13 protein-coding genes and 1 pseudogene are annotated in these 14,168 nt (G+C 69.4%); 9 read left to right on the plus strand and 5 right to left on the minus strand.

Features of this window, described 5'->3' with window-relative positions:
- Positions 1-179 precede the first annotated feature (179 nt).
- The 5 genes and pseudogenes from AFR_RS00585 (at position 180) to AFR_RS00605 (ending at position 3,989) form a co-directional block, all read left to right on the plus strand.
- The gene (locus AFR_RS00585; RefSeq protein WP_193786344.1) at positions 180-1,109 is read left to right on the plus strand and encodes a hypothetical protein; all 930 of its coding nucleotides are present in this window, start codon (positions 180-182) and stop codon (positions 1,107-1,109) included.
- A 92-nt stretch (positions 1,110-1,201) separates the two neighbouring features.
- On the plus strand, positions 1,202-2,020 hold the full coding sequence (locus AFR_RS00590) for a hypothetical protein (RefSeq protein WP_148307832.1): 819 nt from the start codon (positions 1,202-1,204) through the stop codon (positions 2,018-2,020).
- Positions 2,021-2,643: 623 nt separating this feature from the next.
- A pseudogene (locus AFR_RS48745) lies at positions 2,644-2,787 on the plus strand (orotate phosphoribosyltransferase); the annotation flags it as partial.
- 57 nt (positions 2,788-2,844) lie between these two features.
- Positions 2,845-3,222 (plus strand): ArsR/SmtB family transcription factor, encoded by a 378-nt coding sequence (locus AFR_RS00600; protein ID WP_023357351.1) that lies wholly within the window; start codon positions 2,845-2,847, stop codon positions 3,220-3,222.
- Positions 3,223-3,320: 98 nt separating this feature from the next.
- On the plus strand, positions 3,321-3,989 hold the full coding sequence (locus AFR_RS00605; protein WP_023357352.1) for a class II aldolase/adducin family protein: 669 nt from the start codon (positions 3,321-3,323) through the stop codon (positions 3,987-3,989).
- Between the two features lie 161 nt (positions 3,990-4,150).
- On the opposite strand, the gene AFR_RS00610 is transcribed toward AFR_RS00605, so the two are convergent.
- From AFR_RS00610 to AFR_RS00620, 3 genes are read right to left on the minus strand one after another with little or no spacing between them, the layout of a single operon-like run.
- Positions 4,151-4,984 carry a DedA family protein gene (locus AFR_RS00610; RefSeq protein WP_023357353.1) on the minus strand — a complete coding sequence of 278 codons (834 nt, stop codon included), beginning with the start codon at positions 4,982-4,984 and terminating at the stop codon, positions 4,151-4,153.
- A gap of 26 nt (positions 4,985-5,010) precedes the next feature.
- Positions 5,011-7,509, minus strand: a complete 2,499-nt coding sequence (locus AFR_RS00615; protein ID WP_023357354.1) for a polynucleotide kinase-phosphatase — start codon at positions 7,507-7,509, stop codon at positions 5,011-5,013.
- Complete coding sequence (locus AFR_RS00620; RefSeq protein ID WP_023357355.1) at positions 7,506-8,921, minus strand: 3' terminal RNA ribose 2'-O-methyltransferase Hen1; 1,416 nt, start codon at positions 8,919-8,921, stop codon at positions 7,506-7,508. The genes AFR_RS00615 and AFR_RS00620 overlap by 4 nt, the downstream gene beginning before the upstream one ends.
- 98 nt (positions 8,922-9,019) lie before the next feature.
- Here AFR_RS00620 and AFR_RS00625 point away from each other — a divergent pair, with 98 nt between their 5' ends.
- Both AFR_RS00625 and AFR_RS00630 read left to right on the plus strand, forming a co-directional pair.
- Positions 9,020-9,502 (plus strand): SigE family RNA polymerase sigma factor, encoded by a 483-nt coding sequence (locus AFR_RS00625; RefSeq protein ID WP_041840484.1) that lies wholly within the window; start codon positions 9,020-9,022, stop codon positions 9,500-9,502.
- Entirely contained in the window at positions 9,499-10,533 is a 1,035-nt protein-coding gene (locus AFR_RS00630; RefSeq protein ID WP_023357357.1) for an LCP family protein, read from the plus strand. Before AFR_RS00625 ends, AFR_RS00630 begins: the two co-directional genes overlap by 4 nt.
- On the opposite strand, the gene AFR_RS46615 is transcribed toward AFR_RS00630, so the two are convergent.
- Entirely contained in the window at positions 10,523-11,431 is a 909-nt protein-coding gene (locus AFR_RS46615) for a hypothetical protein (RefSeq protein WP_041840485.1), read from the minus strand. The two genes, AFR_RS00630 and AFR_RS46615, sit on opposite strands and share 11 nt — an antisense overlap.
- An 801-nt stretch (positions 11,432-12,232) precedes the next feature.
- Between AFR_RS46615 and fbaA the strand changes: the two genes are divergently transcribed.
- Positions 12,233-13,258 (plus strand): class II fructose-bisphosphate aldolase, encoded by a 1,026-nt coding sequence (fbaA, locus tag AFR_RS00645; protein ID WP_023357359.1) that lies wholly within the window; start codon positions 12,233-12,235, stop codon positions 13,256-13,258.
- Positions 13,259-13,345: 87 nt separating this feature from the next.
- On the plus strand, positions 13,346-13,894 hold the full coding sequence (locus tag AFR_RS00650; RefSeq protein ID WP_238547217.1) for a hypothetical protein: 549 nt from the start codon (positions 13,346-13,348) through the stop codon (positions 13,892-13,894).
- Between the two features lie 7 nt (positions 13,895-13,901).
- Here AFR_RS00650 and AFR_RS00655 read toward each other — a convergent pair whose 3' ends face one another.
- On the minus strand, positions 13,902-14,138 hold the full coding sequence (locus AFR_RS00655) for a hypothetical protein (protein ID WP_023357361.1): 237 nt from the start codon (positions 14,136-14,138) through the stop codon (positions 13,902-13,904).
- Between the last annotated feature and the right edge of the window lie 30 nt (positions 14,139-14,168).

A 14,168-nucleotide genomic window follows, 5' to 3' on the forward strand; every position in this document is an offset into this window, starting at 1 on the left:
CGCCACGAGATGGAAGTGTATGGGTAGCGATCGACTCCTGTCGCCCCCTGAACGAGCGACCTATATCGTCCGATTTCGGGTTACATCGGGCGATGTTGCCACAGGTGGCGATCCGATGTCGGTCGGTCGACGGAACTGGCATACGCCCGATACCGTGAGTGGATCTAGGAGGGAGCGCCGTGTCTGATCCGATGTACCCGGGAATGTCGGCACCGAGATCACGCCCGACGGTGGTCACCGTCTCGTCCTACCTGCTCTACCTCGCCTCGGCTGCGTCGATCATCGCCGGCGTCCTGTCCCTCACCACGGTCGGGACGACGCGGGACGTCTACACCGAGCTGTACGCCGGCACCGAGAACTCCGGCATCGAAAGTGTCATCGTCGCGGTCAGCGTGGTCGGTGTGGTGATCAACATCTTGTTCGCCGCCGCACTGGCGATCCTCGCGATCTACAACAACCGGGGCAAGCAGGCGGCGCGGATCACCACGTGGGTGGTCGGCGGCATCTTCCTCTGCTGCAACGGCTTCGGCCTGCTCGGCACCGCCGCCACCAGCGGCATGAACCTCGACACCGGCACCACGTCCGGTCCCAGCGCTTCGGACATCGAGGCGGAGCTCGCGGACCGGCTGCCCGGGTGGTTCCAGCCCATCTCGACCACGCTGACCGTCATCGTCGTGCTGACGCTGCTGGGCGCGGTCATCCTGCTGATGCTGCCGGCGGCGAACGAGTTCTTCCGCAAGCCGGCGGTCGCGTGGGATCCGCTGAACCCGTACCCGGGAATGCCTGGTCAGCAGCCGCCTTATCCGGGCCAGCCTTATCCTGGGCAGCCCTATCCGGGGCAGTCGCCGTACCCGACCTATCCGGGACAGCCGGCGGGTTACCCGGCGTACCCGGGAAGTGTGTCGGGGCCGACGACTCCGCCTGCGGCACCACCGCCGTCCGGCGAGCCGACACCGCCGCCGGCCTCCGGCCCGGAAGCGGATCCGCACACGGGCAGTGTGCAGCCGACCGATCCGTGGAGTGCGCCGTCACCGCCGCCGTCTCAGACTCCGCCTTCGCCTCCGTCGGAGGAGGACAAGCCGGGCCCGCCCCCGGCCAACCCCTCCTGAGAAACGCTCGCCTCGCGCGCCGCCGGGTAACCCCGGCGGCGCGCTGCGCGTCCAGGTAGGTTCGTCCGCAACGGATCACCCGGGAGACGTCCATGTCGTACGCAATGCAGCCGCCGATCGCCGCGGCGGCCCCCACCACCGAGCCCCGCCGGCCGGTGTCGGTGGCGTTCGCGTCCATCCTGCTGATCGTCATGGCGGTGGCCGGCCTCGCGTACGCCGTCGCCACGCTGGCGGTCGCACCCGGGACGGTCGACCGGTTCCGCGCGGCTGCCGGTTCGGGCAGCGCGGACGTCGACGGTTACGTGACGGTCGTCTGGATCGTCGCCGCGTTCAGCGTGGTCCTGGCCGTGATCCTCTTTGCGCTCTTCATCGTGCTGGCTCTGGGCCTGCGACGCGGCAGCAACGCGGCACGGATCGCCACCTGGGTGGTTGTCGGGCTCGGCCTGGTCGCCGGGTGCGGCACGACGATCAGCATGGCCGTGCAGCGGGGCGGAGACGACGCTCAGGGGACGCTGGGGGCCGCGCTGGCCGATGCCTACCCCGCCTCGTGGCTCGGGCTCAACGTCGTCGTGAGCGTCGCGCAGGTGCTCGGGTACCTGCTTGTGGGTGTGCTCTTGCTCACCAGCCCGGGGACGTTTTTCGGCCGGGCACCCAAGGCGCTGCCGCCGGACCCGTTCGCCGCTCCGGCGCCGGGTGGTTATCCGCCGCCTCCGGCCGGGTACGGTTTGCCGCCATCGGCCGGCTACGGTCCGCCGGCTCCGGGTGGCTGGTCAGCGCCGCCGGCCGGCGGTTACGGATCGCCCTATCCGTCGGCGCCGCCCGCCGCGGGGCAGCCGATCCCGCCGGGACAGCCGGCGTCGCCTCCCCAGCCGGGTCCGGACGACGAGTACTGGTCGCGTCCTTCCAGCTGACGAGGGACAAGCATCGACGGTTGTGCGTCACCCGAACGGGTACCGTTGAACGCCGAGGATGTCTCAGGTTTCGCTGTCCGGTCGATGTAAGCGTGCCGCTCGGTGGGTGTTTTTCGCTGGACGGACAGACGTCGATCGATGACAACGGTGTCGGTGCGTACTCGTTCGATGACCGTCGTTGTCTGCGGGACCGGCAACGGTGCCGCGGAAAGGTGCTTTGAGCTGCGTCTATACCTGTTTTGAAGCGGTGGCCGCAGCCTCTTCAGTTAACAATATTTCCTGTTCCGCCGGGGTAATGCCGTGGGTCAATAGTTCCTTTCCGCCCTGGCGGGGCAGAACGTTCCAGTTCGGCGTCAGGAAGTACGCTCGATGACATGGAAGCCCACCACGACCTGCGTAAATTCATCACTGAATTGGCCGTCGCGCAGCGTTGTGCCGTGCTTTCATCGGGTCGTGAAGTTGACTGTGACCTCGACCCGGGTCGTGTGACGGTGCACTACACGGCAGTTCCGACGACCGGGCGGGCGTCGGGACGGCCGCCATGCTGATCGTGATTCAACAATGTGGGGCGTCTCACTCCGGGGGCGGGGATCGAGAGCTCGACGGCGATGAGCAGCGACCAGAAGGCGGCTGAGGCGTTGCAGGAGGCAGAGACCGAAGTCGGTGTCGCGGAAATGGTCGATCGGGGTGCGGACGCTGCCGTGCGGGGTGCCGGACAGACGTACCGATCGGCCTACCGTTCGACCGATCTCGGCCTTACGGCCTGAAAGTTAGCCGGTTCGTTCCTGCGCACATGCAGGAGAATCGATGCAGTTGGTGGAAGGATGGAGATCGTGGGAACTGCGTTGGCGGAAATGACAATGCCTCAGATCTCGCCGCTTGCCGGCGAGCCAATTGAAAAGGCGGATGCCGAGCGACTGGCGGGAGTGCTGAAGGCACTTGCCGACCCTGCTCGGCTCCGGCTGCTGAGCCTCATCCAGTCCGCTACGGATGGCGAAGCGTGCGTCTGCGACCTGACTGCCCCTCTGGGCCTGTCGCAGCCGACCGTGAGCCACCACCTGCGGATCCTGACGGAGGCCGGCCTGCTCGAGCGCGAGAAGCGCGGCGTGTGGGCCTACTACCGGCTGGTCCCGACAGCGATCGCGACCATTGCGGACCTGCTCACCCCGCCGCGCAAGCGGGCTACGAAGAAGGCCCGCTGAGTAGACCTGACAAAGCCTGGCGTCACCGTTAATGGGGCGTGACGCCAGGCCGGTACCTCCCCGAAGGATCCACCCCCCGGACCCTTAGGAGTAAACGGGTGAACTATGTGCCCGGCGATCTGCGCGATCAGCTCGCGCACGTGGGCTACGACGTGGTGCAGGCCGGTCTGGTCTGTGGCTCCGGCGGCAACCTGTCCGCCCGGATGCCCGACGAGGATGCCTGCTGGGTGACCGCGAGCGGCGCCTGGCTGGACAGACTCAGCCGGACGACCTTCGCACCGGTACGCATCTCCGACGGCGCGCCCGCGACCATCGGCACGCTGCCGGCACCCCGCCTGACCCCGACCAGCGAAATCGCTCTCCACCTCGCGTTGTACCGCGCCCGCCCGGACGTCAACGCGGTGATCCACCTGCACCCGCAGACGGCGCTGCTGCTGGATGCGCTCGGTGAGCACATCCGCATCGTGACGACCGATCACGCCTTCTACCTCAAGCGTGTCTCCACTGTGCCGTTCCGCCTGCCGGGCGGCACGGAGGTGGCTGCACTGACGGCCGCGATGGCCGCCGACGGCACCGACTGTCTGGTGCTCAGCCAGCACGGCTGTGTGGTCATGGCCGATTCGGTGGAGCTGGCCCACAAACGGGCCCGCAACCTCGAAGAAGCCGCGTTGCTGACCTACCGGGCGCTGACGCTCGGGCGGTTGGACAACCTCCGCGAAGTCCCGGAGGAATTCCTCGACCGCCTGCCGTCAGCAATCTCCGTCTGACAAGAACACGCCCCGCGACCGATTCGGTTCGCGGGGCGTGTTTTTCGGTTTCAAGGCCGGCGAGCACGCAGCCGGCAATCGGCGGGAGCGACGGTCAGAACCATGCAGCCAGGCACGACATCCAGATCTTGACTCTGGGTCTGGATCTGAGCCTCAGAGCATCAGGCTGAGTGGCGGGGCTTGTGGTCGCTGTGGTCGTCTTCGTGGTCGGTGATGGCTTCCGCCATGCCGGCAACCGTGGCCGCCGCGACGACACCGATGGCCGTGGCCGGTCCAGGCTCCGCCGCCGCGTTCTTCTTGGCCTTCCGCTCGCGGAGCATCTCGATCAGGATCGGCAGCACCGAGATCAGCACGATCAGGGCGACCACCGGCAGGATGTAGTGGTCGATCTTGTCGCCGATGGCGTCGTAGATCTGCTGGGCCAGCAGATATCCGACCAGGATCACGCCGTCGCACCAGAGGATCGCGCCGACCACGTTCCACAGGAAGAACGTGCGAGCCGGCATGCCGAGGGTGCCCGCGACGGGGTTCAGGAAGGTGCGGACGATCGGGATGAAGCGGGCCAGGACAACGGCCTTGGCGGGCCCGAACTTCTCGAAGTAGAACTCCGCCTTCTCCACGTATTCACGCTTGAACAGCTTGCTGTCCGGGCGCTCGAACATGCGGCGGCCGTATTTTGCGCCGAGGAGGTGACCCAGCTGGGCGCCGACGATGGCGCAGAGCGGCGCACCGATCAGCAGGCCCACGAGGGACATGCGGGTGCCGTCACCGAAGATCGAGTCGGCGACGGGAGAGGCTGCGACACCGGCCAGGAACAGCAGAGAGTCACCGGGGAAGAAGAACCCGACGAGCAGGCCCGTCTCCGCGAAGAGGATCGCCCAGACGCCGATCAACCCGAAGGTCTGCAGCAAATCCTTCGGGTCCATCGGGTTCAGGGCAAGCTGCTCGGAGAGCGCACGGATGTCCACGAGGAGCAGGGTACCGGCCGCTGCCATACCGGTACCTGTACGCATGCTGTGGATTACAGACGCGGGTCCACGGGCTCGGACTCCGCCGCCAGGATGGCGAAGACAAGTTCGTGGATGCGCCACAGCGGGGCGCCCTCGGCCAGCCGGTCCAGCGCCGCCAGACCGAGCCCGTGCTCACGCAGAGCGAGACCGCGCTTACGGCCCAGCGAGCGCTGGCGGAGCCGATCGAGCTGCTCCGGACGGGTGTATTCCGGGCCGTAGATGATCCGCAGGTACTCCCGGCCACGGCACTTCACCCCCGGCTGTGCCAGCCGGCCCTTGGTGTCGGTCACCCCGAGCCCCGCGTACGGCTTGACGACCATTCCCTCGCCACCCGCAGCCGTGAGGTCGAGCCACCAGTCGGTGGCGGCCTGCTCGGCAGCGGGGTCGTCGAGGTCGACCACCATGCGCCGCGTCGGCGTGAAGAGGACCGGGTCCGCGGCGACCAGCTTGTCGGCCAGGTCGAGATGCCAGCCGTGGTCCTTGTCCCGGTAGCTCGTGCCCGCACCGGCGAGCACCGCGAACGGTGCCAGGGTCACACCGGTCAGCCCGTCGGTCGGCTGCACGTAGGCACGGTAGGCCGCCGAGTAGCCCTCGATCTCGGTCGCCCGCAGCTCGAGGCGGTCCCGGAGCACGGACACGTCGAGGCCCCGGCCGGTCGCCTTCCGCAGCACGTCGAGGGCGGCCGGGAGCGCGGCGCGGCCGGCGGCGCCGACTCCGGCGTACCGCTCGCGGATCAGGCTGCCGGCCTTGGCCGACCAGGGCAGCAGCTCGGCGTCGAGCAGCAGCCAGCCGGTGTCGAGCTCGTCGAAGATCCCGGCCGCCGCGGCGCGGACACCGGCCAGCAGCGCCGCGTTGCGCTCGGCGTCGAAGAACGGCCGTCCGGTACGCGTCCAGATCGCGTCACCCGCACCGTCGCGGGAGACGCGGACGACCGCACGGGAGCCCATGTGCTTCTCCTCGCACACGACCTTGCCCACGCCGGCGGAACGCAGGTCGGCGAAGGCGGTCGACGGGTGCTCGAGATAGCCGTCGATCGTCGACGTCGAGCACGGTGCCATCGTCGGGGGCAGCCACACGAGTGTTGCCGGGTCGAGGGCGAAGCGGCTCATCACCTCCAGTGCCGCGGCGGCGTTCTCCGCGGCGACCGTGGTGCGGCCGTACCCGTACTCGAGGTGCCGGTGGCCGGTGACGTCGGCCAGGTCGAGCCCCTCGTCGGGCTTCGTGTCGACCGGCACCAGCGGGCGGGCCGGCTCGTAGTACTCGCGTTCGGCGGGTACCGACACCAGCTCGCGGGTCGGCCAGCGCAGGGCGGTGAGCTTGCCGCCGAACACACAGCCGGTGTCGAGACAGATCGTGTTGTTGATCCACTCGGGCTGCGGGGTGGGCGTGTGGCCGTAGACGACCGCTGCCGAGCCGCGGTAGTCGCGGGCCCACGGGTAGCGGACCGGCAGGCCGTACTCGTCGGTCTCGCCCGTGGTCTCGCCGTAGAGCGCGAAGGACCGGACCCGCCCGGACGCGCGGCCCTGGTAGGCCTCCTTGAGCCCGGCGTGGGCGACGACCAGCTTGCCGCCGTCGAGCACGTAGTGGCTGACCAGGCCCTCGATGAAGGTCCGGACCTCGGCCGTGAAAGCTTCGTCCTCGAACGAAAGCTGCTCGAGCGTCTCCGGAAGCCCGTGCGTGAGCTGCACGTTGCGGCCGTTGAGCTTGCGGGCGAGCTTGTTCTCGTGGTTTCCCGGCACGCAGATCGCCGTGCCGGCGGCCACCATGCCCATGACCAGGCGCAGCACTCCGGGGGAGTCCGGGCCGCGGTCCACCAGGTCACCGACGAAGACAGCCGTACGGCCGTCCGGATGCACCGCGTCGACCGGGCGGCCGGCGTCGTCGCGGACGAGGGCATAGCCCAGCGTCGTCAGGAGGGTCTCGAGCTCGGCACGGCAGCCGTGCACGTCGCCGATGATGTCGAACGGGCCGGTGACGTCCCGCTTGTCGTTGAACAGCTTCTCGTAGCGGATCTCGGCCGCCGCGATCTCGTCCACGCCCCGCAGCACGTGGATCTTGCGGAAGCCCTCCCGGGCCAGCTGACCCAGCGAACGCCGCAGGTCACGGTGCATGCGGTTGAGGACGTGACGACCGAACGTCCGGTCCTCGCGTCCCTGAGTGCGCTCCCACGCCAGCGCCTCCGGCACGTCCAGCACCACCGCGACGGGCAGCACGTCGTGCTCGCGGGCGACCTTGACCAGCCCGGCCCGCGCATGGGTCTGGAGGTTGGTGGCGTCGACGACGGTGAGCCGCCCGGCGGCCAGCCGCTTGCCGGCGACGTAGTGCAGCACGTCGAAGGCGTCGCCGGACGCGGACTGGTCGTTCTCGTCGTCCGCGACCAGGCCGCGGAAGTAGTCGGAGGAGAGCACCTGCGTCGCCTTGAAGTGCTCGCGGGCGAACGTCGACTTGCCCGAGCCGGAGATGCCGACCAGCGCGACGAGCGCGAGCTCCGGGATGTCGATGGTGGTCATGCCTCCTCCTTCGTGAAGATCGCCATCTGGGTCGGGGTGCCGTGCGTCTCGTCGAGGTCGCCGACCCCGCGGAAGCTGACCGCGTAACCGTGCGCGGTCGCCGTACGCGCGGCCCAGTCCTGGAACTCGGCCCGGGTCCACTCGAAGCGGTGATCGGAGTGCCGCATGCCGGTCAGGCCCTCGTAGAGGACGTTGTACTCGGCGTTCGGCGTGGTCACGACGACCGTCGCCGGGCTCGCGTGACCGAAGACGGACGCCTCCAGCGCGGGCAGCCGCGGCGGGTCGACGTGCTCGACGACCTCCATCAGGACCGCCGCGTCGTACCCGCGCAGCCGGTCGTCGCGGTAGGTCAGCGCCGACTGCCACAGCTTCACGCGGCCCTGCTGACGTTCGGGCACGTTGTCCAGCCGCAGCCGGCGGTGCGCGAGGTCGAGGGCGCGCGACGACACGTCCGTACCGATGATCTCGGTGTAGCGGCGGTCCTTCATGAGACCGCTGAGCAGGGCGCCGCCACCGCAGCCGAGGTCGAGCACGCGGGTCGCACCGGACTCGGCGACAGCAGCCAGCACCGCGTCACGCCGCTGCTCGGCGAGCGACTGCTTGCGCTCGACCGGCAGCTCTGCCTCCTCGTCGGTGACGGTGTCGGCCGGCGCGTCGACGGAGTCCGGGTCGACGCGGTCCAGCTGCTCCAGGGCGCTGGCGGCCAGCGAGCGCCGGTGCGCCAGGTAGCGGCGAGTGATCAGCACCTTCTCCGGGTGGTCGGCCAGCCAGCCCTCGCCGGCGCGGAGCAGCTTGTCGATCTCGTCGGGCGCCACCCAGTAGTGCTTGGCGTCGTCGAGGACGGGCATCAGCACGTACAGGTGGTTGAGGGCGTCGGCGAGCCGCAGCGTGCCGGTCAGGGTGAGATCGACGTAGGGGCTGTCGCCGGCCAGCGGGTGGCCGTCGGGCACGTCGTCGAGCGGGATCGCGGTGGCGGTCACCGTCCAGCCCAGCGGCTCGAACAGCGCGGCCGCACTGCCCCGGCACCGCAGCACGGGCACGTGGATCTCCAGCGGGATGGCCTCGTTCGCGAGCTCCGGACGGTCCTTCGACTCACCGCGCAGCGCACTGCGGAAGACCTTGGCGAGCGCACCGGCCAGGAGGCTCGACGCGGCGTACGGGCGGTCGTTGACGAACTGACCCAGCGCGAACGACTCGGGCGCCGACTGCTGCTTGCGACCACCCCGCGCGAGCCGCTGCGGATCGACGTCCAGCAGCAGCGCGGCGGTGCACCGGTCGTCGGCCGCGTCCGGGAAGAGGACGTGGGCCGTGCCGGTGGGCACGTCGAAGGAGTGCACCTTGTCGGGGTGCTTGACCAGCAGGTAACCGAGGTCGGTCGCCGGCCGGCGAGTGGTCGTCACGGTGAGCAGCACGGGCCGATGATCGCAGTGCCCGGCCAGGGACGGCGACCTATTTGACGCCCCCCGCAATGATTCCGGGGTCCGTACCCGTCGTAGGAGCGGAGGTGCCCGTGACCTACGAGGAGTTCGTCGACAGCAGGCTCGGCGCGTTGCTGCGTTATGCCGTCATGCTCACCGGCGACGAGCACACCGCGCAGGATCTGGTGCAGGACACGATGGTTCGTGTCCAGCTCAACTGGCGCCGGGTGGTCCGCAGCGACTCGCCCGACGGTTACGTCCGCAAGATGCTGACCAACCAGTTCATCGACCTGCGCCGTGGCTCGTGGATCAAGCGGGTGCTGCTGCGGGCCGAGCCGGACCCCGTGCGCGCGGAGCCCTCCGACCACGCGAGCGAGACCGCCGAGCGCGACAGTGTCTGGACCATGCTGGCGCGACTGCCGCGTCAGCAGCGGGCGGTCCTCGTCCTGCGGTACTACGAAGACCTGCCGGACGCGGAGATCGCCGAGGTGCTCGGCTGCGCCGTCGGCACGGTCCGTTCGTCCATCTCGCGAGCGCTGGCAACGCTCCGCACCGAGTTGGTGGAGGCCCGATGAGCCCGATCGAGGAAGAGCTGCGTGCCGCCTTCGAGCGGCACGAGACGCTGGCGCCGCCGATCGGCCCGGTCCGGGCCAAGATCGACATGGCCTGGGCCCGGGCCCGGCGCCGCCGTTTGGTCCGCCGTGTCACGGGGGCTGCTGCCGGCCTGCTGATGGCCGGTGCGGGTGTGCCGGTCGTCGTCGAGCAGTGGCAGCACCAGGTGGCGCCCGCACCAGCGGTGATCGGCAGCCTGGCTGACGAGCCCGCACCGACCGGGCCGCTCGACGTCCTGCTCCTGGGCAGCGACAACCGCCTCCGCCTGCACGACGCCAAGAACCGCCGCGCCGACACCGTGATGATGATCCACGTGCCGGCCGACCGCAGCCGGATCTACCTGGTGAGTCTGCCGCGGGACGGCGAGGTGAAGCTGCCCGGCGGCGCGCGGGCCAAGCTCAGCGAAACGCTCTACTTCGGCGGTCCCGCGCTCACCGGGCAGGTCGTCAGCAAGCTGACCGGTGTCGACTTCGATGCCACCGTGACGATCGACTTCCGGGCTCTCCGGGCGGTGACCGCGGCTGTCGGCGGGGTCGAGATCTGCCTGCCCCTGAGCATCAAGTCGGCGCACAACGGCAAGAAATATCCGAAGGGCTGCCAGCACCTCGGCGCCGACGACGTCGGGCCGGTGCTCCAGGCCCGCTACGGCTTCATGGTCGGCAGTTACGAACGCGACCGTAACTCCCAGCGTTTCCTGCGGGCGCTGTTCGCCAAGCTGACCGCGGACGGCACGACCGCCGACCCGGGGCGCCTCCACGAGCTGCTGGTGGCGGCCAAGGACGGGCTCGAGATCGACGGGGACGCGGGGGCGCTCCTGGGGGCTGTGCCGAAGACCGCGGCCCAGGTGGTCGGCATCGGGGCCTACAGCTTCGCGGCGCTCGGCAGCGGACGGGAGCAGATCTATCCCAAGGTCGGGCCGAAGCTCTACCAGGCGATCCGCGACGACACCCTGGACGAGTGGGTCAGTGCCAACCCGACGCTGATCACGAAGTGAAGCGGATCCGGCGGCGGCGGGCCAGCAGCACCCCGGCGGCACCGGCGAGCAGGAAGGCGCCGGCGCCGAGACCCAGGCCGGTGCCGGTGATCGGCAGGCCGTCGTCCGGCAGCCGCACCAGCAGCTTCGCGGTGTTGTTCGCACCGGCCCCGGCACTCTCCAGCGCGGAGTCGTAGAGCAGGTTGGGCTCGGCCTCGACCCGGCCCGCCTCACCGTCGAAGTCCCCGGTGACCGCAAAGGTGAAGCCGAAGAGCGCCGAGCCGCCCGCCGGCAGCGGGTCCTCACCCATCCAGCACTCGTAACGGTCCGGGGCGATCTCGGCCGACCACTGCACACAGCGCCGGTCGAGCTGGACGACGTCCAGGCCCTCGGGCACGTCGACGGTCACCGGGATCGAGGTGTTCGGGAAGAACCGCGGATAGAGGGTCCCGGGACCGCGGTTGACCAGCCCGACACGGACGGACACCCGGTTGCCGACGGTGCCGGACACCCGGGCGCCGACCGCGGCGATGTCCGGGCGGCGGGCGCCGACCACCGTCAGCTCGAAGTCGGCCAGCTCGTCGGTGTCGTCCAGGTCGACCTGGGGCGGCGCGGCCGCGGAGCTCTCCGCGACCAGGTCCAGCGCGTCGCCCGTCCCGGACCGGCCCGGCTTCAGCCCCGGAAAACTAGCCTGCCAGTCCTCCCAGACGGCCGGTGTCAGCCAGCGCGGTGAACCGGAGGCCCAGCTCCCGGCCGCGGCGTTGTCCGGTGCCGTCAACGGCAGTGGCTCGGAGAGCACGTACGCCTGACCCGGTGCGAGCTCGGTGTCGAAGGTGCAGACCACAGCGTCGCCGTAGCGGCAGTTCGCGTACGAGGTGCCGGCGAGCCACTCCGGCGGGAGCGCGAAGTAGAGGACCACACCCCTCGACCGCCGTGGCGCCCACGTTGCTGACCCGCGGACGGTACGAGGCGGTCCGGCCGGGGCGTACGGACAGCTTGGTGGTGCCGGAGGTGGCGAGGTCGACACCCTGGCCGATGCGGACCTGGGATCTGCTCGTGGTGGTCGGGCCGCCGTCCACGCGGGTGGTGATCACCACCTGTCCGGCGTCGCCGGGTTGTGCACCCGCGGTCGCCCGCACCTGGAAGACGCCCATCGGCACGACGAAGGCTCCGGCCTCGATCATGGTGGTGCAGGTGAGGACGGGGCTGTTTCCCGTACAGGGGGAGGCGTTGGGTGGCTTGGACGCTCCCTGCGTGACGATGATGTTCTGCTCGATGTCGAGCGGGACGATCGTCGCGAAGGCGGCGACCGCCGAGAAGTCGACCTTGTAGGCGACGCGGCGAGGCCGCGGTGAAGCCTCCGCCCGCGAAAAATGCCCGTCCAGCGTCGCCCACTCGCCCTCGGTTCCCGGTGCCACGGTGACCTGCGAGAACAGCGTGGTCAGCACGGCCGGGGGTGCCGCTGCGGCTGACTCCGGCCAGGCGAAGCCCGCCAGCAGCACAGCCGCCACGGCAGAGACGAGGCAACGCTTGAGCATCGGCATGATTGTCAGCCTAAATGCCCGTTAGGTGACAAGTGACCGTTTTCGAGTCAGCTCGATCTTGCAGCCGCAGGTAACGGGGCGATTTCCGTCGCGGTCGGTCGCTGCGGAATACTGCCTGCTGGAGGACAGCGCGGTCCTGCCCTCTGCTTCCGTATTGAAGATCAAGGAGCGCACCGATGCCCATCGCTTCCCCTGAGGTCTACGCCGAGATGCTCGACCGCGCCAAGGCCGGCGCATTCGCGTACCCCGCGATCAACGTCACGTCCTCGCAGACGCTCAACGCCGCCCTCCAGGGCTTCGCGGAGGCGGGCAGCGACGGCATCGTGCAGGTCTCCACCGGCGGCGCCGAGTACGCGTCCGGCCCGACCGTGAAGAACATGATCACCGGCGCCGTCGCCCTCGCCGAGTACGCGACCGAGGTCGCCAAGAACTACCCGATCAACATCGCGCTGCACACGGACCACTGCCCCAAGAACAAGCTCGACGCGTACGTGCGCCCGCTGCTCGCCCTCTCCAAGGAGCGCGTGGCCAACGGTCAGGCGCCGCTGTTCCAGTCGCACATGTGGGACGGCTCGGCCGTGCCGGTCGACGAGAACCTCCAGATCGCCGAGGAGCTGCTCGCGCTCTCCGCGGCTGCGCACATCATCCTCGAGATCGAGGTCGGCGTGGTCGGTGGCGAGGAGGACGGCGTCTCCGCCGCGATCGACGACAAGCTCTACTCGACCGTCGAGGACGGCCTGGCCACCGCCGCCGCGCTGGGCCTGGGTGAGAAGGGCCGCTACATGACGGCCCTGACCTTCGGCAACGTGCACGGCGTCTACAAGCCCGGCAACGTCAAACTGCGCCCGGAGATCCTCAAGGAGATCCAGGAGGCCGTCGGCGCCAAGTACGGCAAGGAGAAGCCGTTCGACCTGGTCTTCCACGGCGGCTCCGGCTCGCTGCTGTCGGAGATCCACGGCGCTCTGGACTACGGCGTGGTCAAGATGAACATCGACACCGACACGCAGTACGCGTTCACCCGCCCGGTCGTCGACCACATGCTCCGCAACTACGAGGGCGTGCTGAAGATCGACGGCGAGGTCGGCAACAAGAAGCAGTACGACCCCCGCGCCTGGGGCAAGCTGGCCGAGGACGGCCTCGCGAAGCGCGTCGTCGAGGCGTGCGAGCACCTGCGTTCGGCGGGCACCAGTCTCAACAAGTGACCCATCGGTAACGGCCGGTCCCCGTACGTGGGGGCCGGCCGTTGTCGTGTTGCAGGACTACGCAGAGGCGTGGGTACGATCGGCGTCTTGTCCGGAACCAGGGCGGTGATCATGCTCGGCATCGAGGGGTATGAACCCGAGTGGCATCACGACGCCGAAGCCCTCGCCGCCGTCCACAGAGCACGGTTCACCCGGCTCATCGGCCGTGAACTGGTTGCCGGCTGGCTGATGTGGGACCTCTCCGAGCGGGGCTGGTTCGCGGACGGCCCGGTGATCCTCGGCTTCGGTGACACCAACGTCGAAATCACTCACCGCAAGTTCGACGAATGTGCAATCACCTGGGACCAGGTCGACATGACCGCACCCATCGACTGGTACGCGACCGGCATCCAGCTCGACTGGCGCGCCGACCCGCACGCCGCGCTGCGCAACGCCCGCGGCAAGGTCCTCCGCGAGGTCAACATCGTCGAACGCACCACGGTCAAGGAGTGGCGGCCGCGGGTGCTGCATGCGGTCGAGTTCCTCTTCGAGGGCGCGCGGCTGGCGGTCTTCAACGCCATGGACGAGAACGGCCTGACCGACATCCCGGAGATGGATCTCCCCGTGAACAGCTGGCGCCGCGTCCGCATCGCCTGAGCGCGGCTCAGTCGCCGCCTCCGCCTCCGCCTCCACCGCTGTCGCCACCGCCGCTGTCGCCGCCGCTGTCGTGGTGGTGCGAGTCGCCGTAGTCGTAACCGCCGCTGTTCCCGTCCTGGTTCGACGAGCCGGTGTGCATGTAGCTCGTACCGCTGCGCGAGGACCGTCCGCCCGTGGTGCGCCGGCTGATCCAGATCGCGAGGCCGACCACCGCCAGGAACCCCAGAGCAAACAGAAAGGTCATGTCCCGCAGTGTGCGGCACGTCCGCCACCT

The organism is Amorphoplanes friuliensis DSM 7358 (assembly GCF_000494755.1).
Lineage (GTDB): Bacteria > Actinomycetota > Actinomycetes > Mycobacteriales > Micromonosporaceae > Actinoplanes > Actinoplanes friuliensis.